This window comes from Blastococcus sp. SYSU DS0753, from assembly GCF_054051175.1.
On the sequence record NZ_JBJHAT010000023.1, the window covers coordinates 1 to 25097 of the forward strand.

Below are 25097 nucleotides of genomic sequence, written 5' to 3' on the forward strand. Positions count from 1 at the left end.
GCCGCCCGCGCGGCCACCCCCCCCCCCCCCCCCCCCCCCCCGCCCGCCGCCGCCCCCCCCCCCCCCCCCCCCCCCCCCCCCCCCACGGGCGGCGGCGGGGAGCCGGTTGCGCCGTCCGCAGGCCCGGCAGGTGGTCAGAGCAGGCCGTGCCGTGTCAGCGCCCATTCCAGCTCCCTCACGGTCGGTTGCTCCAGCCACTGGCCGCCCACGTCGACGACCGGGTTCCTCAGGACGCCGCCGGTCATCCAGCGCAGCCGGCGTTCCGCCTCCGGATGGAGGTCGAGATCGACGTACTGGTAGGGCACCCCGGCGCGGTCGAGCAGTCGGCGGGTCATCTGGGTGATCCCGCACCACCGATTGCCGTACACGGTGACCGGTGCTGTCCCGACGGCCGGCCGCACCCGGACGGCCGGCTGCTTCGGGACCATGTACGTGGTCGCCATCGAGGCCTCCTTCGCACGTGTCGGCGCTCGATCGGTTCAGGCCGCCTCGCGGCGGCCGGTGAGCTCGTCGAGCGCGGTGAACAGCTCGTAGATGTCGGGCAGGTGGTCGACGCGCGGCGAGACGTGGGCCCACCGGATGACCCCGTCGGCGTCCACCACGTACAGCGCCCGGTCGCTGAAGCCGTCGGATTCGCGCCAGACGCCGTACCGGCGGGCCACCTCGCCCCGCGGGTGGAAGTCCGACAGGAGCGGGAAGCTGATCCCCCGGACGGCGGCCCACGCGCCGTGGCTGTACAGCGAGTCGACGGAGATCCCCACCAGCTCGGCGTCCCGGCTCTCGAATTCCGCGAGCTCCTGCTGGTACAGCTCCAGCTGCCGGCTGCACCCGGGGCTCCAGTCGAGCGGGTAGAACACCAGAACGACCGGTCGGCCCCGGAAGTCCGACAGGCTCACCGGCCGGCCCTCGGCGTCGGGCAGGGTGAACTCAGGCGCCCGGGTGCCCACGGTCAAGCCGGTCGATTCGGCAGGGCCGCCCATCGGCGGCGCGGTCAGGTACAGGTCGGCGACGTCCCCGAGGGCCGTTTCCGCTCGCCGGTCACGGCTGTCCCCGGCCGTCGGCGTCCGGTTCGCCACCTCCTGCACCATCGCGTGCAGCACGGAGAGTGCCTCCGACACCGGCGAGTCGTCGAGCTGCTCACCGAGCTCGGCGAAGCGCTCCTCCAGTCGGGGCAGGCGGGCGGGCTCCGCCGCCCGCGTGGAGTACGTGGTCCCCATCGAACCCCCTCGTCGACAGTCCCGGTCCCACCCGGGCACGTTGTACCTACTACCGACGGACTATAAAACTTACAGTGGCTGAGGGAATATTTCAGGAGCGTGGCACGTCGGTCGGAACGCTGCCCGGGGCGCCGGCACGGCGTCCCGGCCACGTCCCGACGTGAGGAGAGTCAGGGAGGTTCGGACATGTCACGTGCGGTCGGTATCGACCTGGGCACCACGAACTCGGCCGTCGCCGTCCTCGAGGGCGGCGACCCCACCGTCATCCCCAACAGCGAGGGAGGGCGCACGACACCGTCGGTCGTCGCCTTCAGCCGGAACGGCGAGGTCCTGGTGGGTGAGGTCGCCAAGCGTCAGGCGGTGACGAACGCGGCCCGCACGATCCGGTCGGTGAAGCGGCACATGGGCACCGACTGGGCCACCGACGTCGACGGCAAGCGGTACACCGCCCAGGAGATCAGCGCCCGCGTCCTGCAGAAGCTCAAGCGTGACGCGGAGGCGTACCTGGGCGAGCCGGTCACGCAGGCGGTGATCACCGTCCCCGCCTACTTCGACGACGCGCAGCGGACCGCGACGAAGGAAGCGGGCACCATCGCGGGCCTGGAGGTGCTGCGCATCATCAACGAGCCGACGGCTGCGGCGCTGGCCTACGGGCTGGACAAGGACGCCAAGGACGAGACCGTGCTCGTCTTCGACCTCGGCGGCGGCACCTTCGACGTCTCGGTGCTGGAGATCGGCGACGGCGTCTTCGAGGTGAAGTCCACGGCCGGCGACACGCGGCTCGGCGGTGACGACTGGGACCAGAAGGTCATCGACTGGCTCGTGGACACGTTCCGCACCGCGGAAGGGGTCGACCTGTCGAAGGACCCGATGGCGATGCAGCGGCTCAAGGAGGCCGCCGAGCGCGCCAAGATCGACCTCTCCGGCGCCACGCAGACCCAGATCACCCTGCCCTACATCACCGCTACCGCGGAGGGGCCCAGGCACCTGGACGTCTCGCTGACCCGCGCGAAGTTCCAGGAGCTGACCGAGGACCTGCTGCAGCGGTGTCGCGGGCCGTTCGAGCAGGCGCTGCGGGACGCCGGACTCGGTCCGCGGGACATCGACCACGTGGTCCTGGTCGGTGGCTCCACCCGGATGCCGGCGGTCGTGGAGCTCGTCCGCGAGCTCAGCGGCAAGGACCCGCACCAGGGTGTGAACCCCGACGAGGTGGTCGCCGTCGGGGCTGCCGTCCAGGCCGGTGTGCTCCGCGGCGACGTCAAGGACGTGCTGCTGCTCGACGTCACGCCGCTCTCCCTGGGCGTCGAGACGCAGGGCGGCGTGATGACCACGATCATCGAGCGGAACACGACCATCCCCACCCGCCGCACCGAGGTCTTCAGCACGGCGACGGACAACCAGCCCTCCGTCGAGGTGCACGTCCTGCAGGGCGAACGGGAGATGGCCGCCGGCAACAAGACCCTGGGCCGGTTCCACCTGACCGACCTGCCCCCGGCGCCGCGTGGTGTGCCGCAGATCGAGGTCACCTTCGACATCGACGCCAACGGCATCGTGCACGTCTCGGCCACCGACCGGGCGACGGGCAAGGAGCAGTCGATCACCATCACCGGGCAGTCGTCCCTCAGCCGCGAGGACATCGACCGGATGGTCCGCGACGCCGAGGCGCACGCCGAGGAGGACCGCCGACGGCGGGAGGAGGCCGAGGCCCGCAACGACGCGGACGCCCTGCTCTACCGGAGCGAGAAGCTGCTGGCCGAGCACCGCGACGTGACCGGCCCCGAACGCGACCAGCTGGAGGCGGCGGTCAGCGAGGTGAGGGGCCTCGTCGAGCACGGCGAGGTCACTGCTCTCCGCGCGGCGACCGAGCGGCTGACCGCGGCGGGCACCGCCTTCGCCGCCCGGCTCCAGGAGCAGCAGGCTCCCGACGGTGGCGCGGCGACGGCCGCCGGTGACGACGACGTGATCGACGCCGAGGTGGTCGACGAGGGCAGCCGGGCGTGAGCCCGGCTGCCCTCTGATGGGAAGGAGGTGGACGACCGTGGCGATGACCGCCGAGTGGCTGGACAAGGACTACTACCGCGTGCTCGGCGTCGCGGAGTCCGCGTCGGACAAGGAGATCACCCGCGCCTACCGCCGCCTGGTCCGGGGACTGCACCCCGACACCAACCCCGACGCCGGGGCCGGTGAGCGGTTCCGGGAGGTCACGTCGGCCTACGAGGTGCTGCACGACCCCGTGCGCCGGCGCGAGTACGACGAGGTCCGCCGGCTTGCTCCCGCCGGTCGGTCGACGGGCGGGCCGGGCTGGCCGCACGGTCGGTCCGTGCGGGTCAACCGGCGCGGTCCCCGGGCCGGGGGGCACCGGGTCACGGTCGAGGACCTGTTCGGCATGTCCGCCGACGACGGCGGGTGGGGGACCGGTCTACCCCGCCGCGGGGCCGACCTGGAGGTGGCGGTGGAGCTGCCGTTCGACCAGGCGGTGCGCGGCACCACTCGCCGGCTCCGGCTGGGGTCGCGGACCGTCACGGCGCGCATCCCGCCGGGGATCGCGGACGGGCAGACGCTGCGGCTGGCCGGACGCGGGGAGCCGGGTGAGAACGGCGGGCCGGCCGGTGACCTCGTCCTGCGGGTCCGGGTGGCATCGCACCCGTTCTTCCGGCGGGACGGCCGTGACCTCGCGGTCACCGTGCCGGTGACCTTCGCCGAGGCGGCCCTGGGCGCCGACGTCCGGGTGCCCACGCTCGACCGCCCGGTCAGGGTCCGGATCCCGGCCGGGACGCGGAGCGGGACGACCCTGCGGGTGCCGGGCCGGGGTGTGCCGGCCGCCGACGGCGCGGGCGACCTGCTGGTCACCGTCGAGGTCGACGTGCCGAGGGAGCTGGACGAGCGCCAGCGGGCTGCCGTGCAGGCACTGGCGGCGGCGACCCCCGGGGCGCCGCGAGCCCACCTCGGGGTGTGAGGCACCGGCCGACACCCCGCCACCGACAGATCAACGACAGTGAGGAGGTGTTCCACCGTGGCCGGCGCATTCGACCCGAACCGCTGGACACGCAGGACCCAGGAAGCAGTCCAGGCCGCCGTGGAGCGGGCACGGCAGGAGTCGCACCCCGAGGTCACGCCCGATCACCTGGTCGCGGCGCTCCTCGGGCAGGAGGACGGCGTCGTCCTGCCGCTGCTGCAGAAGGCCGGTATCGGCATCCCCGGACTGCGGGACCGCGTCACCGAGGCCCTCGACCGGCTGCCGCACGCCTACGGGTCCGAACCGCAGGTCGGTCGCGAGCTGCGTGCCGCGATCGAGGAGGCCGACCGGGTGCGCCAGCAGTTGCACGACGAGTACGTCTCCACCGAGCACCTGCTGCTGGCGGTCGCCGGCCACCTGCAGGTGTCGCGTGAGCAGCTGCTCGCCGGGCTCCAGCAGGTCCGCGGCAGCCACCGCGTGACCTCCCCGGACGCCGAGGAGCAGTACCAGGCGCTGGAGAAGTACGGGCGCGACCTGACCGAGGAGGCCCGCAAGGGCAAGCTCGACCCGGTCATCGGCCGGGACGAGGAGATCCGCCGCGTCGTCCAGGTGCTGTCCCGCCGGACCAAGAACAACCCGGTCCTCATCGGTGAACCCGGCGTCGGCAAGACCGCCATCGCCGAGGGGCTGGCCCGCCGGATCGTCGAGGGCGACGTCCCGGAGAGCCTGAAGAACAAGCGGCTGGTGGCGCTCGACCTGGCGTCGATGGTCGCGGGTGCGAAGTACCGCGGCGAGTTCGAGGAACGGCTCAAGTCGGTCCTGCAGGAGATCGCCGACGCCGAGGGCCAGGTGATCACCTTCCTCGACGAGATGCACACAGTCATCGGCGCCGGCTCGGCCGAGGGCTCGATGGACGCCGGCAACATGCTCAAGCCGATGCTCGCCCGCGGCCAGCTCCGGATGATCGGCGCCACGACGCTCGACGAGTACCGCAAGCACATCGAGAAGGACCCGGCTCTCGAGCGCCGCTTCCAGCAGGTCTTCGTCGGCGAGCCGTCGGTGCAGGACGCGATCGCCATCCTCCGCGGCCTCAAGGAGCGCTACGAAGTCCACCACGGGGTCCGCATCCAGGACGCCGCGCTGGTGGCCTCCGCGGTGCTCTCCGACCGGTACGTCACCGGCCGGTTCCTGCCCGACAAGGCGATCGACCTGATCGACGAGGCGGCCAGCCGGCTGCGGATCGAGATCGACTCACTGCCCACGGAGATCGACGTCATCGAGCGGCGGATCCGGCAGCTGGAGATCGAGCGGGTGGCCCTGGCCAAGGAGACCGACGACGCCAGCCGCGACCGGCTCGCGGCGCTCGACCAGGAGCTCTCCGACCTGCGCGAGCAGTCGGCGGGGATGAAGGCGCACTGGCAGGCCGAGAAGGAGGCGATCGGGCGCATCCGGGAGCTCAAGGAGGAGCTGGAGGCTCTGCGCGGCGAGGTCGAGCGCGCGGTCGACCTGACCCGGGCCGCGGAGATCCGGTACGGGCGGATCCCCTCGGTCGAGCGTGAGGTGGAGCAGGCGACCGAGCGGCTGGCCGAGCTGCAGTCCACCCAGAAGATGCTCAAGGAGGAGGTCGACGAGGAGGACGTCGCCGAGGTGGTCAGCCGCTGGACCGGCATCCCCGTCGCCCGGCTGATGCAGGGCGAGGTGGCGAAACTGGTCCGGATGGAGGACGTGCTGCACGCCCGCGTGGTCGGGCAGGACGCCGCCGTCCGCGCCGTCGCCAACGCCATCCGGCGCAGCCGGTCCGGGCTGGCGGACCGCAACCGGCCGATCGGCAGCTTCCTGTTCCTCGGCCCGACGGGCGTGGGCAAGACCGAGCTCGCCCGCAGCCTGGCGGAGTTCCTGTTCGACGACGAGCGGGCGATGGTCCGGATCGACATGAGCGAGTACATGGAGAAGCACTCCGTGTCCCGCCTGGTCGGTGCGCCGCCGGGCTACGTCGGCTACGACGAGGGCGGGCAGCTCACCGAGACGGTCCGCCGGCGTCCGTACGCCGTCGTCCTGCTCGACGAGATCGAGAAGGCCCACCCGGACGTCTTCAACGTCCTGCTGCAGGTCCTCGACGACGGCCGGCTGACCGACGGTCAAGGCCGCACGGTGGACTTCACCAACACCGTGCTGATCATGACGTCGAACCTCCCCGGCGACCCGGCGGACTTCTTCAAGCCGGAGTTCATCAACCGGGTCGACGAGATCGTGCGGTTCCGGTCGCTCACCGAGGACGACATCGAGCAGGTCCTCGAGATCCAGCTGCGGCAGCTGGAGACGCGGATGGCCGAGCGGAAGCTGACGCTGGAGGTCAGCGACGACGCCCGGCGCTGGCTCGCCCGTCGCGGGTACGACCCCGACTACGGCGCGCGGCCGCTGAAGCGGCTCATCCAGCACGCGATCGTCGACCCGCTGGCGCTGGAGCTGCTCTCGGGCGTCTATCGGGACGGCGACACCGTGCACGTCGACGTCGCCGGTGACGACATCGTCCTGAAGTGAGCCCACCGCCACGGCCCTGTCGCAGGGACGTGGCACCCATCCCTACGACCGCTGGAGGAGGAACCGCCCATGACCGAGATGAGGAGCCGGCTGCCCGAGGACGTCCGGAAGACCGTCGGGGAGGCGCTGCAGGGCGCCGTCGTCGACCTGGTCGACCTGGGGCTGGTCGCCAAGCAGGTGCACTGGACGGTGGTGGGGCCCCACTTCCGCAGCGTGCACCTGCACCTGGACGACGTCGTCGCCACCACCCGGCAGTACTCGGACGCGCTCGCCGAGCGTGCGGTCGCGATCGGCGTGCTGCCCGACGGCCGGTCGACGGCCCTGCAGGAGCAGTCGGCGCTGTCGCAGCCGCCGCTCGCCTGGATCCCGGCCGATGAGGCGATCAGCTTTCTCGTCCACGCGCTCGACGAGGTCGTGGCGCGGATGCGGGCACGCATCGACGACACACGGGACGACCCGGTGTCGCAGGACCTGCTGATCGAGACGACCGGTGCCCTCGAGAAGCAGCTCTGGATGTGGCGGGCGGAGAGCCTGCCCCGGTGAGGCGGACCGGGGAGGCGGCGGGCCGGCCGCTCGCGTCGGCCCGCCCCTGGCCGCCAGGTCCGGGATGTCGACGACGTCGAGGACCCCGGGCCCGCCGGGGGTCCTCGGCACCGCACGCATGCAGGGAGGCTGGGGCAGCGGACCGCAGCATCCCGGCGAGGTGCGCCGGACGACCCCGGGAGCGGCGCCAGGTGCGGCTAGGCCGCGACGGTGGGGTGCACGGCGTCCGCCAGCCAGGCCACGACCTCGTCGCGGTAGGGCGCGATCCCCTTGTACTCGGCGATGTCGGCCGGGAGCTCGGCGACGATCGCGGAGAGCTGCTCGCCCCAGCCCGGGACCGTGACGATCTCGGCCAACGGCGCCATGTACGTGCGGATGTTGAACGTCAGCGTTCCCGTCAACGGCAGCCGGGTGAGGTGCTCCAGCTCGATGCGCAGCTGCAGCCGGCCGAAGTCGCCGTCCCGCACCAGCTGGGGGATGTCGGCGTCCCACTCCGGCTTGGCCTCCAGGCTGATGTCGCGCCGCGGTGAGCCGTGGGCGGAGAAGGTCCAGTTGACCCGGCGGTAGGTCTGGTCGGCCGTGATGCCCCGCATGAACCGGGTGGCGCGGCTGGTCACGCCGTCCTCGTTGAGCCGGGGCACGGGGCCGTGGATCTCGTCGAGGTGCATGCCGATGTCGAACTTGACCGACCACGCGGCGGCCCAGGTGACCAGCGCGGCGTCGAACCACAGCCGGCCGCCGCGCTCGCTGACCATGAGGATGTCGTCGGGCACCTGGCAGCCGATCCAGGTGAGCGGATCGGTCGGCAGCGTGGCGGCATCGCCCAGGACGAACGACTGCTCGATGCCGAGGAGGTCGTTCCGCCAGGAGAAGGCCCCGGACCCGAGGTCGGTCAGGTGCATGGCGTCCGGGCGGGCGGTCACGAGTTCCCGGAGCAGGTACAGGAGCATGTCCCAGCACGCCGGCTCCATGTGCGGGAGCACCTGCCGCCGCCCGGGGTCGCGGGCCAGCACGTCGCGGCGCAGCGCCATCTGCTCGGCGTAGTCGTCGCCCAGGTCGACGACGTGCTCGCCCCAGGACCCGGCGGGCGTCGCCACGCGCCGGCGGGCGGGCTCGACGTTGACCGTGTACCGGAAGGACCGGTCGGTGGGGGCGAAGGGCCAGGGCAGCCGGGGCAGATCGCTCACAGGTCCAGCTCCAGGTGGGTGTCGGCCGCCCGCGACACGCAGGCGAGCATGTGGGTCGAGGACTGCCGGTCGGAGTCATCGAGAACCAGGTCCCGGTGCTCCACGCGGCCGGCGGCCACGGGGACCAGGCACTGGCCGCAGACGCCCTGGCGGCACATGTGGGGGACGTCGACGCCGGCGCCGAGCACCGCGTCGAGCAGGCTGGTGCCGCTGGGCACCGGGAGCTCCCGGCCGCTGTGCCGCGGCCGGGCGGTGAACGGCCGGCCGGGGGAGAGCTCCCGGGCCTGGAAGTGCTCGAGGTGCACGCGGGCCGGTGGCCAGCCGGCCGCGCGCGCCGTCGCGGTGAACAGGTCCAGGAGGGGGGTCGGGCCGCAGGCGTAGGCGTGCGTGCCCCAGGGCTGGACCGCCATGCGTTCGCGCAGCGCACCGGCCAGGGCCACCCGGCCCTGCGCCTCCACCAGGTCGTGACCGGCGAGTTCGCGGACCTCCTCGAGGTGGGCGGCCTCGCCCCGGCGGTATCCGTAGACGACCTCCACGGGGCGTCCCCACGCACGGGCGGCGGCCAGGTGCGACAGGATCGGCGTGACCCCGATGCCCGCCGCGACGAGGAAAGCCTTCCGCGCGGCCAGCTCCGGCCGGAACGCCGACCGGGGCGGCTCCACCGGCAGCAGGTCGCCGACCCGCAGCACGTCGTGCAGCCAGGCCGAGCCCCCGCCGTCCCCGGTGCGGAGGACGGAGATCCGGTAGTCGCCCGGGGCGATCCCGGAGCCGGTGAGCGAGTACGCGTTGCGGGTGCCGCCGGCGGTCACGACCACGTGGCTGCCGGGCGCGTACCCGGCCAGCGACCGGCCCTCCGGGTCGGTCAGCACGATGTGCCGCACCCGGTCGGTCACCGCCTCGATCCGCGTCACCCGCAGCAGCTGCGTCGCCGGAACGCTCATCCCGCCTCCCCAGGTGCCGTCACCGCGGAGGCCAGGTAGCTGCCCCGGTGCCCCGACGCGTGCTCGTGCACCTCGAGCCGCAGGCCGCACCCGGGGCAGTCGACCTCCGCGCCGGGAGCCACCGGGAGCCGTGCGGTGGTCTCGCAGTGGGCGCAGAACACCGGGATCGGCCCCCGGGCGACGGCGAAGGCGGTGATCTCCTCGGGCAGCAAGCCCAGCCCGCGGGCCAGGGCGACCAGGGCGAGGACGTCGGCCTCGGGCCCGGCCACCAGCACCCGGTCGCCGACGTGCATCCCGTCGAGGCGGCGGGCGAGCGAGGCAGCCGACGACCCGTCCACGCCCGGAAGCCCCCAGCGCCGCACCGGCCGGCCGTGCTCGCGCGCCTCGGCCGCCCACCGGTCGACGACCTCCGCGGCCCGGCCGCCGACCTGCACGAGGAGGAATGCGCGGCCGGTGAGGTCCAGCGAGGGGGGCTGCGCCGGCCACGAGGGGACGCTCGTGCGGCGCGGCCGGAGCTGCTCTCCCGTCAGGACGGCGGTCATGCCGCACCGCGCAGCCAGGCGACGGCGGCGGAGCGGAAGCGGGTGAGGCCCTTGTAGTCGGCCATGTCCTCCGGCAGCTCCTCGAGGACGGCGGCGAAGCGGTCGCGCCACGCGGGCACCCGCGCCAGGTCCTCCAGCGGCAGCAGGTAGGTGCGGATGAGGAACAGCACCGCCCCGGAGCTGGGCAGCCGGACCAGGTGCTGGATCTCGACGCGCAGGTGCAGCCGGGAGCCGAGGTCCTGCTCGAGGACCAGACGCCGGTCGGGGCCCCACTCGGGATAGGTCTCGGTCGCGGTGTCCAGCCGCCGGCCGACGGTCATCGTCCAGTTCGTGCGGCGGTAGGCCTCCCCGGGCTGGAGCCGCATGAGGAACTGGTGGGCGCGGTCGATGACGCCCTCGGGGTGCACACGGGGGACGGGCCCGTGGATCTCGGGGAAGCTCATGCCGACGTCGAAGCGCATCGACCAGTCCGCGGCCGCCGTGACGACGCCGGCGTCGGCCCACAGCGCTCCCTCGCGCTGGTCGAGGAGCACGAGGTCGTCCTGGACCTGCGGTGCGATGAACTCGAGCGGACCGGACGGCAGCGTCGCGTCGTCACCGAAGGTGAACTGCTGCCCGATGCCCAGCAGTTCGTTGCGCCAGCGCCAGCGGTCCCCGCCGAGGCGGTCGAGCGCGAACACCTCCGGGCGGGCCCGCTGCAGCTCGCCCATCACGTAGAGCATCGCGTCCCAGGCGGCCGGCCTCATGTGCGGCAGCTCCTGCAGCCGTGTGGGGTCCGCGGCCAGCAGGGCGGCGCACTCGGCGCTGTCGGAGGCGTAGTACTCGTCGACGTGCAGGACGTGCTCGCCCCAGCTGCCGGCGGCGGTCGGCCGTGGCGCGACCGCCGGCTCCACGTTGGCGCTGTACCGGTAGGTGTCGGTCGGGAAGGGGAAGGGGAACGAGGTGATGCGGGCGGGCAGGGCCCGGTCGCGGATGTCGGTGGCTGTCACAGGTCGAGCTCCAGGGTGGGGCCGGTGCTGCGGGAGACGCAGCACATGACGCTGTCGGCGGCGGCCTTCTCGGCCTCGCCGAGGAAGAGGTCGCGGTGCAGGGGGGAGCCGGAGACGACGGGGACGCGGCACTCGCCGCAGACCCCCTGCCGGCACAGGTTGGGCACGGGGACGCCGGCGTCCTCGAGGGCCTCCAGCAGGCTCACCCCGGACGGGACCCCGACCCGCCGTCCGGACCGCACGAGGGTCACCTCGAACGGATCCCCCGGGTCGAGCGCGGCGGCGGAGAAGCGCTCGGTGTGCACCCGCGCCTCCGGCCAGCCCAGCCACTCCGCCGTCCCGAGGACCGTGTCGAGGAGGGCGGCCGGCCCGCAGGCGTAGAGGTGGGTGCCGAGCGGGGCGGAGGCGAGCGCGGCCTCGATGCGGGCGACGAAGCCGGCCACCTCCGGGTGCTCCTCCAGGCGCGGGCCGCAGAGCTCGCGCAGCTCGTCCAGGTGCGCTCCAGCGCCCGGGCGGTAGCCGTAGAGCAGCGTGAAGTCCCGCTTCCAGCGGACCGCGGCGCGGGCGTGCGAGAGCAGCGGGGTGATGCCGATGCCGCCGGCGACGAGCAGGTGGTGCCGTGCGGTGGCGACCGGGGCGAACGCGCTGCGCGGCCCGTCGGCCGCCACGACGTCCCCGGCCACGAGCTCGTGCACCCAGCGCGAGCCGCCGGACCCGTCGGGGCAGAGCAGCACCGAGATCGAGTAGCGCACCGGGGCTGTCCCGGAGCCGGTCAGCGAGTAGGCGTTGCGCCGGTCGCCGCAGTGCAGCACCACGTGGCTGCCCGGTGGGAAGGCGGGTAGCGGTCCACCGTCGGCGGAGACGAACTCGACCGACCGGATGCCGGCTGCCGCCGCCCGCACGCCGGCCACCCGGAGCCGGAGCGCGCCCCGGCCGGTGCGCGTCGGGGCATCCGCGGGTGCAGGCGGGGAGATCGTCGTCATGCCGGCACCTCCACCGGAGCGGCGGGGGCGGCGTCCTCGGCGTCCACCATGTACCCGAGGTAGGCGCCCAGCCGCCGGGACACGTGGTGGTAGACGTGCAGCGTCCGCCCGCAGCCCCGGCAGACGCAGGTCGCGCCGAGGGCGGCCGGGGTCTCCGTCTCGTGCGCGCAGTGGGCGCAGTGGACCCGGCGGCGGGGAACCCCCGTCACGTGGGTCAGCACCTCGGCCGGGACCGCCCCCAGCCGGAGGGCCCGGGCGGGGGGGGGGGGGGGGGGGGGGGGGGGGGGGGGGGGGGGGGGGGGGGGGGGGGGGGGGGGGGGGGGGGGCGGCGGGGGACTGCCCCGCCACCACCCCCCCCCCCCCCCCCCCCCCCCCCCCCCCCCCCCCCCCCCCCCCCCCCCCCCCCCCCCCCCCCCCCCCCCCCGCCACGAGCAGCCGCCAGCCGACCACGGCCTCGCCGGCCCGGGCACCCACCCAGGCCAGCGCCTCGGCGGTGCTGAGCGCCCGCAGCACGCTCACCGCCGCGCCGGCGGCCGCGGCCTGCGCCGCCCAGGCGGAGACGACGGGGTCGGCGGCCTCGTCGAGACCCAGGACGGCGGCGCTGCGGACGCCGTGGGGGAAGGCCGGCGGCGCGGCCGCCCACCGCGGCACGCTGGTGTGCTCGATGCCCATGCCGATCAGGGGGCGAAGGACCGCTGGCCGGTGTAGAAGCCCAGCGCCCGGTCGGGGGTCTCGAAGCGGATCCGCGAACCCTTCGGGAAGAACAGCACGTCCTTGGGGCGAGCGATCACCTGCGCGCCGCTGTCGAGGTCGGTGAGGTGGAACTCGCCCTCCACCACGACCTTCATCTCGTCGTAGGTGTACGTGTAGTCCAGCGGCTCGCCCGCGAGCAGCTCGAAGAAGCCGGAGCACAGCTCCGAGCCCCCCGGGTTGGCGAACGTGTCGCCGATGGCTGCGTTGACGCCGGGGACCTCCATGCTCGGGAGCCCCTCGTAGGTGCCGCTCGCGTGTCCGAAGACGATGGTGCCGGTGGTGCTCATGTCCGCCTCCTCAGCGCGGGACCCGTCGGGGCGACCGATCCCTGTGGGTGGACGACATGTAACGCCAGTGGACGATTCTATGGGTGTCGGCGCTGTAACGAGTCGGTGACGAGGACCCTTCGCGGGTGCGGTGACGCCCCTCCCGTCCGGGTCATGCGGCCGCGGCGGAGCCCGCTCGTCCGCCGGAGCGGCCCCTATGCTCGCGCCGTGGAGGCAACCCCCGAGCCCGGCGGGCACGACGACGCGCCCGGCGGACAGCTGGAGGACGTCATCGCGATGCGCGTCCGCGAGTTCCGGCTGGCCAAGGGCGTCTCGCTGGCCGAGCTCGCGCGGACGACCGGCCTGAGCAAGGCGATGCTGTCCAAGATCGAGCACGCCCAGACCTCCTGCAGCCTGTCCAGCCTGGCGCGCCTGGCCGAGGCGCTGGCAGTGCCGGTCACGGCGCTGTTCCGGGGCGTGGACGCCGAGCGCGAGGCGGTCTTCACCCCGGCCGGCCACGGGGCGCAGATCGTCCGGCGGGGCAGCAACGTGGGGCACCTCTACCAGCTCCTGGGGGCGCTGCGCGGGGAGCACAAGCGGCTGGAGCCGCTGCTGGTCACGCTCACCGAGGCGAGCGAGGTCTTCCCGCTCTTCCAGCACCCCGGCACCGAGTTCATCTACGTGCTCGAGGGCGCGCTGATCTACGGCCACGGGGAAGCCCGCTACGAGATGCGCCCCGGCGACTCGCTGATCTTCGACGGCGAGGGGCCGCACGGGCCGGTCGAGCTGATCGAGCTCCCCATCCGCTTCCTGACCGTCACCGGTTACGGGCACGTCGTCTAGGTCGCGACCGGCCGCACCGCGCACCCGTGCGGCGGCAGCTCTCGCTTTCGTAACGCAGATTCACGTCCGCGTAACCACGAGGGCGTCCAGCACCATGAGACTGCGTTTCACGACGTGACACGCAACGACCGCCTCGCGCCCCGGTGCCCTCGGTGCCGGTCGGGCGGTGGTCGCCGGCGTGGCGTTCCGCACCCGTGTGTCCGGGTGCGATCCACCGATCTCGTGGCGTGGCCGGTCCCGCCCGACTCACCTGAGGAGAGTGGCTCATGCCTGCAGCCGACCTCGCCTGGCTCCTGGCGGCGTTCGCGCTCGTGCTCCTGATGTTCCCGGGCCTCGCCCTGTTCTACGGGGGCATGCTCGGCAGCAAGAACGTGCTCAACATGGTGATGATGGTCATGAGCACGCTGGCCGTCACGAGCGTCCTCTACGTCCTCTTCGGCTACGGGCTGGTGTCGGGCGACTCGCTCGGCGGCTGGGGCCTGATCGGCAACCCGGTCGACCACCTCGGTCTCGCCGGTTTCCACGACGACGGCGGCACCGGTGGCGCGGAAGGCGTCTACTGGACCGCCTTCTTCATCCTGTTCGCCGCGATCACGATCGCGATCGTGGCCAGCGGCGCGGCCGGCCGGATGAAGTTCGGCTCGTGGCTGGTCTTCTCCGCCGTCTGGCTGACCCTCGTCTACTTCCCGCTCGCGCACTGGGTGTTCGCCTTCGACGACGAGGAGAGCGGCGTCGTCGGTGGCTGGATGCGCAACGTGCTGCAGCTGCACGACTTCGCCGGTGGCACCGCGGTCCACATGAACGCCGGCGTCGCCGCCCTGGCGCTCGCGATGGTCCTCGGCAAGCGGCGCTCGCCGACGCACCGGCCGCACAGCCTGCCGCTGGTCGTCCTGGGCGCCGGGATCCTGTGGTTCGGCTGGATCGGGTTCAACGGGGGCTCGGCGGCCGGGGCGAACTTCCTCGCGCAGTACGTCGTCCTGACCACGCTGCTCGCCGGGTCCACCGGCATCCTCGGTTTCCTGCTGGTCGAGAGGCTGCGCGACGGCCACGCGACGACGCTCGGCATGGCGTCCGGGGCGATCGCCGGACTGGTCGGCATCACGCCTGCGGCCGACACGGTGAACGCCGCCGGCGCGCTGGTGGTCGGCTTCGTCGCCGGCGCCCTCGTCGCCTGGGCGGTGACCTGGAAGACGAAGCTGGGCATCGACGAGAGCCTCGACGCGTTCGCCGTGCACGGCGTCGGCGGCATCGCCGGAACGCTCTGCGTCATGCTCATCGGCGCGTCGAACTCGCCGGGCGGGGTGCAGGGCGTCCTGCTCGGTGGCAGCTTCGACATCGTCTGGCGCGAGCTGGTGGCGATCGTCGCGACCTGCACCTTCTCGTTCGTGATGACCTATGCCATCGCCTGGGCGCTGCAGCGCACGATCGGGCTGCGCGTCGACGAGGCGACGGAGGACGCCGGCCTGGACGTCGCCGTCCACGCCGAGTCGGCGTACGACTTCGACCGGGGCGTGAGCCCGACCCGGGTGGGCGCGACCGTCTACGGCCTCGACGAGGTGCCCCCCGCGCCGGTCGCCGTCGCCCCGACGTCGCCGCGCTGACCTGCGCCGCCCCCCGGCGCAGCCACGTGACACCGGAGGCCGGTCCCCGATGGGGCCGGCCTCCGGCGCGTCGCGCGAGGTCTGCGGCAACACGAACCTGGCGCGACCGTAACGCCGCGGAAACGGTGGGCGTGTTCACTCCTACGTGACAGAGGTTCATGTCAGTGAACAGCCGCAGGAGGATCCCGTGCCGCTCACCGCCACCCGTCCCGAGGCCCCGCCCGTCGCCGTCACGGCCGAACCCGAGGTGCTCGACCTCGCCACGCGGGCCCGCGCCGACGGCACGCAGTTCATCCTGGCGCTCTTCGTGGACCTCACCGGCAAGCCGTGCGCCAAACTGGTCCCGGTCGAGGCGGTCGAGGAGCTGCAGACCGAGGGTGTCGGCTTCGCCGGGTACGCCGTCGGCGCCATGGGTCAGGAGCCGAAGGACCCGGACCTCATCGCGATCCCGGACCCGGCCTCGTACATGCCGGTGCCGTTCATCCGTCCCGGCCTGGCGATCGTGCACTGCGATCCGCACGTCGAGGGCCGGCCCTGGCCGTACGCGCCGCGGGTGATCCTCAAGGAACAGCTCGCCCGCGCCGCGGAGCTCGGCCTGGACCTCAAGGTCGGCGCGGAGGTCGAGTACTTCCTCGTCGAGCGCGGGCCCGACGGCGCCCTGCGCCCGGCCGATCCGAGGGACACCTCCGAGCGCCCGTGCTACGACGCCCGCGGCCTCACCCGCATGTACGACCACCTGACCGAGGTCTCCCGGGCCATCAACTCCCTGGGCTGGGGCAACTACGCCAACGACCACGAGGACGGCAACGGGCAGTTCGAGCAGAACTTCGCCTACGCCGACGCGCTGACCACCGCCGACCGGGTGGTCACCCTCCGGTACCTGCTCTCGGTCCTCGCCGAGCAGCGGGGCATGACAGCCACCTTCATGGGCAAGCCGTTCACCGACCGCACCGGCAGCGGCCTGCACATGCACCTCTCGCTGTGGCGGGGTGGCGCACCGGTCTTCCCGGACGCCGAGGACCCGCGCGGCCTCGGGCTCTCGGCCCTGGCCTACTCCTTCGTCGCCGGTCTGATCGAGCACGCCTGCGGCCTGCAGGCGGTCCTCGCTCCCACCGTCAACGCCTACAAGCGCACCGGCGCGACGGGCACCCGGTCCGGCGCCACCTGGTCCCCGCGGACGGCGTCCTACGGCGGCAACGACCGGACCCACCTGCTCCGCGTGCCGGACGGCAACCGGGTGGAGCTGCGGGGTGGTGACGGCTCGGCCAACCCCTACCTCGCCGCGGCGACGGCGCTGGCGGCCGGGCTGGACGGGGTGCGCCGGGGGCTGGACCCGGGCGACCCGGGGGCCGCCACCAGCAGCCCGCTGCCTCCCACGCTGCTGCACGCGGTCGAGGCGATGGAGAGCGACCCGGTGGTCGCGGGTGCTCTCGACGTCGCCGGCCCGGGTGTCGCGGCCTACTTCGCCGGCGTCAAGCGCGAGGAGTTCTTCGAGTGGCACGGGCAGGTCACCTCCTGGGAGGTCGACCGCTACGTGACCGCCTTCTGACCAGCCGAATCGTCGAGAGGAACCACCCCCATGTGCGGGATCGCCGGGCTCCACCTGCGGGAGCCCTCCCTGTACCCCCGGCTCGGTGAGCTGCTGACCGGGATGCTCTGCCAGATCACCGAGCGAGGACCGGACTCCGCCGGGATCGCCGTCTACGGCGATCCGCGCTGGTCGCCGCCGGGGGAGTCGACGGTGTCGCTGCTCCCGGGAGACGCGAGCGCCCAGGAGGTCGGGACGGCGCTGCGCGAGCGGCTACCCGAGGCGGTGGTGGTCGACGCCGGGCAGACGCTGCTGGTGCACGCCGCGACCGACCCCGACACGCTCGTCGCCGCCGTCCGCGTGGCGGTCGGGCGGGTGGGGAAGGGCGAGGCGATCGTCATCGGCCAGGGGGAGGACCTCGCCGTCCTCAAGGGGGTCGGCCACCCGCAGGCCCTCGCCGCCGAGTTCGGCCTCGCCGCCGCGCAGGGCTGGCAGGGGGTGGCGCACACCCGGATGGCCACCGAGTCCGCGGTGACGCCGCAGGGCTCGCACCCGTTCTCGGTCGGCCCGGACCAGTGCCTGGTGCACAACGGATCCTTCGCCAACCACGCGACGATCCGCCGCGAGCTCCTGGCCGCCGGTATGACGTTCGACAGCGAGAACGACTCCGAGGTCGGCGCCCGGTTCGTCGCCGCACAGCTGGCCGCCGGCTACGACCTCGAGAAGTCGCTGAAGCTGCTCTGCGAGCGGTTCGACGGCTTCTACACCCTGCTGGTCGCCAACCGGGACAGCTTCGCCGTGGTCCGCGACGCCATCGCCTGCAAGCCCGCCGTCGTCGCCGAGACGCCGCAGTGGGTGGCCATGGCGTCGGAGTACCGCGCCCTCGCCGGGCTGCCCGGCATCGAGAACGCCCGCATCTTCGAGCCCGAGCCGGAAGAGGTCTACGCATGGCAGCGCTGAGCACGTCCCTGGAGTTCGCGGAGGGACGGGTGGAGCTGGCCGAGCCCACCCTCGTGGACCTGACCGTGTCCGACGTCCGCGCGCTCAACAGCGCGCTGCACGCGGTCGACGTCGCCGAGAAGGCCCCCACCTGGCGGGTCGCGAACCCCGACGGCCGGCACAACATCGCCGTCGGCCTGGACGCCGACATCGACGTCGTGGTCGACGGGCACGTCGGCTACTACTGCGCCGGCATGAACAAGGCCGCGACGGTGACCGTCAACGGCAACGCCGGCGTCGGGGTCGCCGAGAACATGATGAGCGGGACCGTGCGCATCCGCGGCAACGCCTCGCAGTCGGCCGGGGCCACCGCGCACGGCGGGTTGCTCGTCGTCGAGGGGTCGGCGGCGGCGCGCTGCGGCATCTCGATGAAGGGCGTGGACATCGTCGTCGGCGGCGACGTCGGCCACATGAGCGCCTTCATGGGCCAGGCCGGCCGGCTGGTCGTGTGCGGCGACGCCGGCGACGCGCTCGGCGACTCCCTCTACGAGGCCCGCATCTACGTGGCCGGCTCGGTGAGGTCGCTCGGGGCCGACTGCGTGGAGAAGGAGATGCGCGCCGAGCACCTCGCCGAGCTGGCCGGCCTGCTCCGTGCCTCCGGGGTCGACGCCGACCCGTCGTCCTTCCGCCGCTACGGCTCCGCCCGGCAGCTCTACAACTTCCACGTCGACAACGCCTCGGCGTACTGAGAAAGGGCACCCCGTGACCGACAACCCTGCCTTGCGCCAGCCCGCCCTGCCCCCCGACCCTGCCCTCCGCGAGTCCGCCACCTTCGACCGCGCGACCATCGCCGACATCCAGCGCGCCGCGGAGACCGGCATCTACGACATCCGCGGCGGCGGCGCCAAGCGCAGGGTGCCGCACTTCGACGACCTGCTGTTCCTCGGCGCCAGCATGTCCCGCTACCCGCTCGAGGGGTACCGGGAGCGCTGCGACACCGACGTCGTCCTCGGCGACCGCAACGCCACCTACCCGCTGCACCTCGCCACGCCGGTGACCATCGCCGGCATGAGCTTCGGTGCGCTCTCCGGCCGCGCCAAGGAGGCGCTCGGCCGCGGCGCCAGCGAGGTCGGCACCTCCACGACCACCGGCGACGGCGGGATGACCCCGGAGGAGCGCGGCCAGTCCAAGCACCTCGTCTACCAGTACCTCCCGTCCCGCTACGGCATGAACCCCGATCACCTGCGCATGGCCGACGCCATCGAGGTCGTGCTCGGGCAGGGGGCGAAGCCCGGCGGCGGCGGGATGCTGCTCGGCCAGAAGATCACCGAGCGGGTGGCGGGCATGCGGACCCTGCCGATGGGCGTCGACCAGCGCAGCGCCTGCCGGCACCCGGACTGGACCGGCCCCGACGACCTGGAGATCAAGATCCGGGAACTGCGGGAGATCACGGACTGGGAGAAGCCGATCTACGTCAAGATCGGTGCCACCCGCACCTACTACGACGTCAAGCTCGCCGCCAAGGCCGGGGCCGATGTCATCGTGCTCGACGGGATGCAGGGCGGCACCGCCGCGACGCAGGACGTCTTCATCGAGCACGTCGGCATCCCGACGCTCGCGGCGCTGCCGCAGGCCGTGCAGGCGCTGCAGGAGGAGGAGCTGCACCGGAAGGTCCAGCTCGTCGTCTCCGGCGGTATCCGCAACGGCGCCGACGTCGCCAAGTGCATGGCCCTGGGGGCCGACGCCGTCGCGATCGGCACCGCGGCCCTGATCGCCCTCGGCGACAACGCACCGCACCTGGACGCGGAGTACCGCCGGCTCGGGTCGGCGGCGGGGTACTACGACGACTGGCAGGCGGGCCGCGACCCGGCCGGCATCACCACCCAGGACGACGAGCTGGCGCAGCGTCTCGATCCGGTGCAGGGCGGCCGGCGGCTGGCGAACTTCATCCGGGTGATGACGATGGAGGCGCAGATCATCGCCCGCGCCTGCGGCAAGGCCCACCTGCACTCGCTCGAGCCCGAGGACCTGGTCGCGCTCACCATCGAGGCCGCCGCCATGGCCCGGGTGCCGCTGGCCGGCACCAGCTGGATCCCGGGGCACGGGCTGTGACCGCGACGGCCACCATCGCCGACGTCGTCGTCGTGGGCGGCGGGCTCGAGGGCACGTCCATCGCCTGGTCGCTGGCTCGACGAGGGGTGACCGACGTCGTCGTCTGCGAGCGGGACACGGTCGGCTCCGGCGGCACCGGCAAGTCCAGCGGCATCGTGCGGTGCCACTACGGGGTCTCCTCGCTGGCGGCGATGGCCACCCGCAGCCTCGAGCTGTTCGAGAACGCCGCGGACGTCCTCGGCGACGACGTCGGCTTCCGGCAGACCGGGTACGTCGTCGGCGTCGGCGAGCCGAACGTCGCCGCCCTGCGGGCCAGCCTGGCCAACCAGCGGGCGGTCGGGGTGCAGACCGAGGAGATCGACCGCGCCGAGGTCGCGCGCCTGTGGCCGGTGGCCGACCTGTCCGACTTCGCCGCCTTCGCCTGGGAGGCGCGCGGCGGCTACGGCGACGCGTACCAGACCGCCCAGGGGTTCGCTGCGGCCGCGCGGCGCCTCGGCGTCCGCATCCGCCAGGGCACAGCCGTCGCCGAGGTGCTGGCCGACGGCGGCCGCGCGACCGGTGTCCGGCTGGCCGATGGGACGGCGATCAGCGCCGGCACCGTCGTCGTCGCGGCCGGCCCCTGGTCGGTGCCGCTGCTGGCGGAGCACGGCATCGACCTGCCGATCAGGGTGCACCGCGAGCCGATCGTGCTGCTGGACCCCGGGGTCGACCTCGGCCCGGTGCCGGTCTTCTCCGACCTGGTGTCGCTGCAGTACATCCGCGCCGACGGCGGCGGGCAGCTGCTGTTCGGCAACAGCGACCTCTCCACGCCGGAGCCCGCCGACCCGGACGCCTACCTGAACCGCGCCACCGACGAGTTCCTCGAGATGGCGGTGGAGAAGATCTCGCACAGGTTCCCGGGGTTGGCGGACGCCTCGGTCGCCGGCACCTACGCCGGCTGCTACGACGTGACCCCGGACTTCAACCCGGTCATCTCGGAGACGCCGGTGGAGGCGCTCGTGGTCGCCGCCGGCTTCAGCGGGCACGGGTTCAAGATCTCGCCGGCGGTGGGACGGCTGGTCGCCGACCTGGTCGTCGACGGGAAGAGCTCGGACGCCGACATCCCCGACTCCGACTTCCGGTTGTCGCGGTTCGCGGAGGGCGCTCTCCTCACCAGCCCCTTCCCCTACGTCGGTGCGGGGGAGATGCGCTGACCGGGCGTCTCCTCATGTGTCGCCCTCGGCCCTGCGTCGCAGTCCCTGGCCCACACGGGTGGACGGGCCCCGAGCGCTCCGCTCGCCACGCGGCCGGCAGGGGGCCGACGGCACCACGGTCAGGGGCTCAGGAGCTCCCCGGTGCGGACCAGGTGGTCGGCGACGTCGCGCAGCTTGGTGTTCGTCGTCATCGACGCCGTGACCAGGAGGTGGAACGCCTGGTCGGCGGTCAGCTTGTGCCGTTCGATCAGGATGCCCTTGGCCTGCTCGATGACCGCGCGGGACGCGAGCGCGGTCTGCAGGTGGTCGGCCATCTCCTGGGCGCCCCGGTAGGCCCGCACGCTCGCGGCGGCGATGCCCGCGTAGGGAGCGAACCCGGTCGCCACCGCGCGGCTGGTCTCGTCGAAGGCTGCGACCTCGCGGGCGTAGATGTTGAGCGCGCCGGTGAGCTCTCGCTCGCCGGCGAACACGAGCGGCACCGACAGCGAGCTGAGGTTGCCGCGCTCGGCGGCCTGCCGCGCGTAGTCGGGCCAGCGGTGCTCGACACGGGTGTCGACGATCTCGGTCGCGACACCGGTGCGGGAAGCGTGCAGGCACGGCCCTGCGCCCCTCGCGTACTGCGCGCGATCCAGGTTCAGGGCGAGTGGGCCGGTGTCCACGACCGTCGTCGCCTCGCCCTCGATGACGAGGGTGACTGAAGCCTCCGGGGCGCCCGGCATGACGCTCTTGGCCTGGTCCGCCAGCGACTGCAGCAGGCTCTCCATCGACAGCTCGCGCAGCGACAGCCGCCCGAGGTTCTCCAGCGCAGCGGTGGCGTGGGTGGATCGGCGGTCGGGAATGCGGGCCACCAGGGCCTCCGGTCTGGCTCATACCGAAGGTGACCTCGGCGGCGCACCCGTACCGGGTGTCTCACTTCGCTGCGCCGCTGTTTTGACGCACCAGGGGTGCCCGGACGATGTCTGGGCTCAGGCAGAGCTTACGCGGCCCCTCCCGGGCCCACGCCCCCGACGCGGCGGTCCCGGCGTGCAGCGGCCTGTCGACCGGGCGGGCGACGAGACCTGCGCACCACGCCGTCGCGGTCCCCGCTGCGCGCGGCGGCAGGGCTCAGCCGGCGAGGACCGCGGGCCGGCGGCCGGCCCACGGGAGCGCCTCCTCCAAGAAGGCGGCGACGGACAGCAGCGTCGCTTCGGCGGCGTAGCGACCGCAGAGCTGGACCCCGACCGGCCACCCCTCGGCCGTCGGGATGCCGGGGACGCTGACCGCGGGCATGCCCGTCACGTTGGCGGGCGCGGTGAACGGCGCGAACGCGAAGATCCGGTCGTACCAGCCCCGCGCGTCCAGGCTCGGGTCGTTCTGGTCCAGGTGACCCAGGGCGGTGTTCGGGGCGGCCGTCGTCGGCGTCAGCAGCACGTCGTGGCGCAGGAAGAACTGGGCGATGGCGCGGGTGGTCGCGTTGAACACGCGGTCGGCGGCGTAGAGGTCCATCGCGGTGAGAGAGGCGCCGTACTCGGCGCAGGCCAGCGTCGCGTGCTCCAGCACATCGCTGCCCAGCTCCACGCCCAGCGCGGCGGCGGCCCCGTAGGCGCCGTCGGCCAGGAAGCTGCACCAGGCGGCGAGGTTGGCCGTGTCGAACGCCTCCACGTCGAACTCCGGTGCCGCCTCGACGACGGCGTGCCCGTCCGCCGCGAGGGCCTCGGCGGCGGCGCGGACGGCAGCGACGCAGGCGGGGTCGACCGGGACGCCGTTGGGCGCAGCGGTGGCGACGGCGATCCGCAGCTTCCGCGACGGCGGGCGTGCCGCGTCGCGGAAGCTGGTCACCGGCTCCGGCAGCAGGTACTTGTCGCCGGGCTCGGAGCCGTGCAGGGCGTCGAGCAGCCCGGCCGCGTCGCGGACGGTCCGGGTCACGGCGAACTCGACGCCGAGGCCGAGCAGCGGATCGGCGAAGTCGGGTGCGACGGTGATCCGCCCCCGGGAGGGCTTCAGGCCGACCAGGCCGGTAGCAGCGGCCGGCACGCGGATCGAACCTCCGCCGTCGTTCGCGTGCCCGACGGGAAGGGCACGCGCGGCGACCAGCGCCGCCGATCCACCGCTGGAGCCGCCGGGGGAGCGGGAGGTGTCCCAGGGGTTGCGGGTCGGGCCGTTGGCCACCGACTCGGTGGTGGCGTTGAAGCCGAACTCGGGGCAGGCGCTCACTCCGATGGCGGCCAGGCCGGCCTCCCGGAACCGCCGCATCAGCGCGGTGTCGTAGGGGAAGGGGATGCCGGGGCCGAGCAGCCGGGAGCCGTCCCGCTGGGGAACGCCCTCGGCATGCATGACGAGGTCCTTGATGACGAAGGGCACCCCGGCGAACGGGCCGTCGGCGCTGGCGGCCAGCGGCCTGTCGAACAGGTCGCCGACGAGGGCATTGAGCTCACCGTTGACCGACTCGACGGCGGTCCGGGCGGCCTTCTGCACCTCCTCGTGGGAGACCTGCCCGGTGCGGACCAGGCCGGCCAGCCCGGTGGCGTCGTGCTCGGTGTACTCGGAGACCTCCACGGTCACTCCTTCGTCGTCGGCCGGTTCTCGCGTCGGCGACGGATGCTGCCCGGTGGCCGGGCGGTGCACATCGGTGGAAATGCGGACCACCGGGCAGCTACCGGGTGGCTCGAGTGCGTGCTTGGATGCCGCATGGGGTCCGCTTCCGGCTCAGGGGCATCGCGGCTCGGCGCCGCCCTGGCCGTGCGGGACGCCGCGGATGCGGTGGTTCGCGGCGAGGCCCAGTCCGGTCGCGCCGATGCGGTGCTCGAAGCGTTGCTGTCCGTGGTCCGACCGTCGGCCGCGGCCGTCTCGCAGTGGGACCCGGTGCGCGGGCGGCACCGGACGGTGGCCAGCGCCGGCTACCGCGAGGACGCGCTCGCGCTCATGGAGGCGCATTTCCACGAGGACCCGCGGTTCCCGGTCGCCCGCAGCCAGGGGCGACCGCTGCGGGTGCACGACATCCGGCCCGACCAGCGTCGTGGGCTGATGTTCGAGGAGGTGATCCGACCGGCCCGGTTCACCGACGGCGTGACCCTGTGCCTGTCGGCGGCCGGGCGGTACGTCGGCTCGGTGCACGCCTCCACCGCGGACGGGGAGGTGGACGACGAGACGGCGGGCGTGCTCCGGTTGATGTCGGCGGACCTGACCTGTCTCCTGGATCCGTTGGAAGGTGCAGCGGTCCCGGTGGCGGAGGACGCGGGGGCCTTCGCCTGGTCGCCGGCGGACGGGCGGTGGCTGGTGCTGACGCCGTCCGGCCGGCCGTCGCTGGTCGCACCGGCATCTCCGCTGGCCGCCCTGCTCCAGCCGGCGCGGTGGCCCTCGCGGATGGGGCGTCACCTGCTGGTGATCACCGGCGCGGAGCTGCTCGCGGTGGAAGCGCGTCCGGCGGGCCGCTGGGTCGTGGTCGAGCACCGGGCGTCCGCACCACCGGCGGGGCTGTCGCTGCGCGAGCTCGAGGTGCTGGCCGCGCTGGCGACCGGCGCGACCAACCGGATGGTGGCGCGTTCCCTCGGAGTGGGGGAGCGGACTGTGGCCACGCACGTGGAACACCTGCTCGCCAAGCTCGACTGCGGCAACCGGGCCGGCGCCGTCGCCTTCGCGGTCGCGGTCGGGCTGGTACGCGCGGGGCGCGGTGCCGCACCGGCCCCCGCCCGGACGGGTTCCTCGACCGCGCCGGGCACGCGGGCGCGTACCCCTGCGCCACGACCGGCCTGACCGACGCGCGCCGCACCGGCGCGTGCGGCCGGGGCGGGCCCACGGACCCGCGCTCCCGCCGCGAGGCCGCCGGGGGGCTACTGTGGAGGGCGTACCGGCTGCTCGCCGGCACCGCCCCGCCCGGCAGCACGCCTGCTCGCGCGGTCGGTGCCGCCGCCATCGACCGGCGGCCGGCGGACCGAACCCGGCTCGGGGGCATGGCCCCCGCGTCGGTGCCCGGTGCACCAGCGG

23 protein-coding genes are annotated in these 25097 nt (G+C 73.7%); 12 read left to right on the forward strand and 11 right to left on the reverse strand.

The genetic code is table 11. The features are described 5' to 3' along the window. Window positions 1-134: 134 nt before the first annotated feature. Together ACI799_RS15775 and ACI799_RS15780 are read right to left on the reverse strand one after the other, a co-directional pair. Window positions 135-443 (reverse strand): glutaredoxin family protein, encoded by a 309-nt coding sequence (locus tag ACI799_RS15775; protein WP_456600473.1) that lies wholly within the window; start codon window positions 441-443, stop codon window positions 135-137. Window positions 444-479: 36 nt separating this feature from the next. Then, complete coding sequence (locus ACI799_RS15780) at window positions 480-1217, reverse strand: peroxiredoxin (protein WP_456613445.1); 738 nt, start codon at window positions 1215-1217, stop codon at window positions 480-482. A 186-nt stretch (window positions 1218-1403) separates the two neighbouring features. Here ACI799_RS15780 and dnaK point away from each other — a divergent pair, with 186 nt between their 5' ends. From dnaK to ACI799_RS15800, 4 genes are all read left to right on the forward strand, one after another. Next, window positions 1404-3218, forward strand: a complete 1815-nt coding sequence (dnaK, locus tag ACI799_RS15785) for a molecular chaperone DnaK (RefSeq protein ID WP_456613446.1) — start codon at window positions 1404-1406, stop codon at window positions 3216-3218. Window positions 3219-3261: 43 nt separating this feature from the next. Beyond that, a complete protein-coding gene (locus ACI799_RS15790) occupies window positions 3262-4173 on the forward strand; it encodes a DnaJ C-terminal domain-containing protein (protein ID WP_456613474.1) in 912 nt (303 codons plus the stop codon). Window positions 4174-4230: 57 nt separating this feature from the next. Next, window positions 4231-6714 (forward strand): ATP-dependent Clp protease ATP-binding subunit, encoded by a 2484-nt coding sequence (locus ACI799_RS15795; protein ID WP_456613447.1) that lies wholly within the window; start codon window positions 4231-4233, stop codon window positions 6712-6714. 69 nt (window positions 6715-6783) lie between these two features. Next, window positions 6784-7257: a Dps family protein gene (locus tag ACI799_RS15800; RefSeq protein ID WP_456613448.1), complete on the forward strand. Its 474-nt coding sequence runs from the start codon at window positions 6784-6786 to the stop codon at window positions 7255-7257. Between the two features lie 197 nt (window positions 7258-7454). Here ACI799_RS15800 and ACI799_RS15805 read toward each other — a convergent pair whose 3' ends face one another. The 7 genes from ACI799_RS15805 to ACI799_RS15835 all read right to left on the reverse strand — a co-directional run bounded on the left by ACI799_RS15805 (window position 7455) and on the right by ACI799_RS15835 (window position 12939). Then, window positions 7455-8444, reverse strand: a complete 990-nt coding sequence (locus ACI799_RS15805) for a heme-dependent oxidative N-demethylase family protein (protein ID WP_456590518.1) — start codon at window positions 8442-8444, stop codon at window positions 7455-7457. Beyond that, a complete protein-coding gene (locus ACI799_RS15810) occupies window positions 8441-9385 on the reverse strand; it encodes a PDR/VanB family oxidoreductase (RefSeq protein WP_456613449.1) in 945 nt (314 codons plus the stop codon). The genes ACI799_RS15805 and ACI799_RS15810 overlap by 4 nt, the downstream gene beginning before the upstream one ends. Next, on the reverse strand, window positions 9382-9927 hold the full coding sequence (locus ACI799_RS15815) for a dimethylamine monooxygenase subunit DmmA family protein (protein WP_456613450.1): 546 nt from the start codon (window positions 9925-9927) through the stop codon (window positions 9382-9384). The genes ACI799_RS15810 and ACI799_RS15815 overlap by 4 nt, the downstream gene beginning before the upstream one ends. Continuing rightward, entirely contained in the window at window positions 9924-10916 is a 993-nt protein-coding gene (locus ACI799_RS15820) for a heme-dependent oxidative N-demethylase family protein (RefSeq protein ID WP_456613451.1), read from the reverse strand. The genes ACI799_RS15815 and ACI799_RS15820 overlap by 4 nt, the downstream gene beginning before the upstream one ends. After that, the gene (locus ACI799_RS15825; RefSeq protein WP_456613452.1) at window positions 10913-11899 is read right to left on the reverse strand and encodes a PDR/VanB family oxidoreductase; all 987 of its coding nucleotides are present in this window, start codon (window positions 11897-11899) and stop codon (window positions 10913-10915) included. Before ACI799_RS15825 ends, ACI799_RS15820 begins: the two co-directional genes overlap by 4 nt. Continuing rightward, window positions 11896-12369 carry a dimethylamine monooxygenase subunit DmmA family protein gene (locus ACI799_RS15830; protein ID WP_456613453.1) on the reverse strand — a complete coding sequence of 158 codons (474 nt, stop codon included), beginning with the start codon at window positions 12367-12369 and terminating at the stop codon, window positions 11896-11898. The genes ACI799_RS15825 and ACI799_RS15830 overlap by 4 nt, the downstream gene beginning before the upstream one ends. A gap of 207 nt (window positions 12370-12576) precedes the next feature. Continuing rightward, entirely contained in the window at window positions 12577-12939 is a 363-nt protein-coding gene (locus tag ACI799_RS15835; protein ID WP_456590512.1) for a cupin domain-containing protein, read from the reverse strand. A gap of 207 nt (window positions 12940-13146) precedes the next feature. Here ACI799_RS15835 and ACI799_RS15840 point away from each other — a divergent pair, with 207 nt between their 5' ends. The 7 genes from ACI799_RS15840 to ACI799_RS15870 all read left to right on the forward strand — a co-directional run bounded on the left by ACI799_RS15840 (window position 13147) and on the right by ACI799_RS15870 (window position 21134). Next, on the forward strand, window positions 13147-13761 hold the full coding sequence (locus ACI799_RS15840) for a helix-turn-helix domain-containing protein (protein ID WP_456600463.1): 615 nt from the start codon (window positions 13147-13149) through the stop codon (window positions 13759-13761). Between the two features lie 266 nt (window positions 13762-14027). Continuing rightward, window positions 14028-15362, forward strand: a complete 1335-nt coding sequence (locus ACI799_RS15845; protein ID WP_456590510.1) for an ammonium transporter — start codon at window positions 14028-14030, stop codon at window positions 15360-15362. A 187-nt stretch (window positions 15363-15549) separates the two neighbouring features. Then, window positions 15550-16911, forward strand: coding sequence for a type III glutamate--ammonia ligase (gene glnT / locus ACI799_RS15850; protein ID WP_456600462.1), 1362 nt, complete (start codon window positions 15550-15552; stop codon window positions 16909-16911). Between the two features lie 30 nt (window positions 16912-16941). After that, window positions 16942-17850: a hypothetical protein gene (locus ACI799_RS15855; protein WP_456613454.1), complete on the forward strand. Its 909-nt coding sequence runs from the start codon at window positions 16942-16944 to the stop codon at window positions 17848-17850. Next, a complete protein-coding gene (locus ACI799_RS15860) occupies window positions 17838-18578 on the forward strand; it encodes a GltB/FmdC/FwdC-like GXGXG domain-containing protein (protein ID WP_456590507.1) in 741 nt (246 codons plus the stop codon). The genes ACI799_RS15855 and ACI799_RS15860 overlap by 13 nt, the downstream gene beginning before the upstream one ends. A 13-nt stretch (window positions 18579-18591) precedes the next feature. Further along, window positions 18592-19941: an FMN-binding glutamate synthase family protein gene (locus ACI799_RS15865; RefSeq protein ID WP_456590506.1), complete on the forward strand. Its 1350-nt coding sequence runs from the start codon at window positions 18592-18594 to the stop codon at window positions 19939-19941. After that, window positions 19938-21134, forward strand: coding sequence for an NAD(P)/FAD-dependent oxidoreductase (locus ACI799_RS15870; RefSeq protein WP_456613455.1), 1197 nt, complete (start codon window positions 19938-19940; stop codon window positions 21132-21134). Before ACI799_RS15865 ends, ACI799_RS15870 begins: the two co-directional genes overlap by 4 nt. Before the next feature lie 119 nt (window positions 21135-21253). Here the strand turns inward: ACI799_RS15870 and ACI799_RS15875 are convergent, their stop codons facing one another. Both ACI799_RS15875 and ACI799_RS15880 read right to left on the reverse strand, forming a co-directional pair. After that, on the reverse strand, window positions 21254-21982 hold the full coding sequence (locus tag ACI799_RS15875; RefSeq protein ID WP_456590504.1) for an ANTAR domain-containing protein: 729 nt from the start codon (window positions 21980-21982) through the stop codon (window positions 21254-21256). A gap of 256 nt (window positions 21983-22238) precedes the next feature. After that, entirely contained in the window at window positions 22239-23669 is a 1431-nt protein-coding gene (locus ACI799_RS15880) for an amidase (protein WP_456590503.1), read from the reverse strand. A gap of 264 nt (window positions 23670-23933) precedes the next feature. On the opposite strand from ACI799_RS15880, the gene ACI799_RS15885 reads away from it, so the two are divergent. Beyond that, window positions 23934-24866 carry a helix-turn-helix transcriptional regulator gene (locus tag ACI799_RS15885; RefSeq protein WP_456613456.1) on the forward strand — a complete coding sequence of 311 codons (933 nt, stop codon included), beginning with the start codon at window positions 23934-23936 and terminating at the stop codon, window positions 24864-24866. Window positions 24867-25097 lie beyond the last annotated feature (231 nt).

What these genes read in the sequence shown, in the direction of transcription:
- ACI799_RS15780 (WP_456613445.1), bottom strand. Translation starts at nt 1,217, where the DNA reads ATGGGGACCACGTACTCCACGCGGGCGGCGGAGCCCGCCCGCCTGCCC.
- ACI799_RS15855 (WP_456613454.1), top strand. Translation starts at nt 16,942, where the DNA reads ATGTGCGGGATCGCCGGGCTCCACCTGCGGGAGCCCTCCCTGTACCCC.
- ACI799_RS15800 (WP_456613448.1), top strand. Translation starts at nt 6,784, where the DNA reads ATGACCGAGATGAGGAGCCGGCTGCCCGAGGACGTCCGGAAGACCGTC.
- ACI799_RS15835 (WP_456590512.1), bottom strand. Translation starts at nt 12,939, where the DNA reads ATGAGCACCACCGGCACCATCGTCTTCGGACACGCGAGCGGCACCTAC.
- dnaK (WP_456613446.1), top strand. Translation starts at nt 1,404, where the DNA reads ATGTCACGTGCGGTCGGTATCGACCTGGGCACCACGAACTCGGCCGTC.
- ACI799_RS15825 (WP_456613452.1), bottom strand. Translation starts at nt 11,899, where the DNA reads ATGACGACGATCTCCCCGCCTGCACCCGCGGATGCCCCGACGCGCACC.
- ACI799_RS15845 (WP_456590510.1), top strand. Translation starts at nt 14,028, where the DNA reads ATGCCTGCAGCCGACCTCGCCTGGCTCCTGGCGGCGTTCGCGCTCGTG.
- ACI799_RS15775 (WP_456600473.1), bottom strand. Translation starts at nt 443, where the DNA reads ATGGCGACCACGTACATGGTCCCGAAGCAGCCGGCCGTCCGGGTGCGG.
- ACI799_RS15790 (WP_456613474.1), top strand. Translation starts at nt 3,262, where the DNA reads ATGACCGCCGAGTGGCTGGACAAGGACTACTACCGCGTGCTCGGCGTC.
- ACI799_RS15860 (WP_456590507.1), top strand. Translation starts at nt 17,838, where the DNA reads ATGGCAGCGCTGAGCACGTCCCTGGAGTTCGCGGAGGGACGGGTGGAG.
- ACI799_RS15815 (WP_456613450.1), bottom strand. Translation starts at nt 9,927, where the DNA reads ATGACCGCCGTCCTGACGGGAGAGCAGCTCCGGCCGCGCCGCACGAGC.
- ACI799_RS15810 (WP_456613449.1), bottom strand. Translation starts at nt 9,385, where the DNA reads ATGAGCGTTCCGGCGACGCAGCTGCTGCGGGTGACGCGGATCGAGGCG.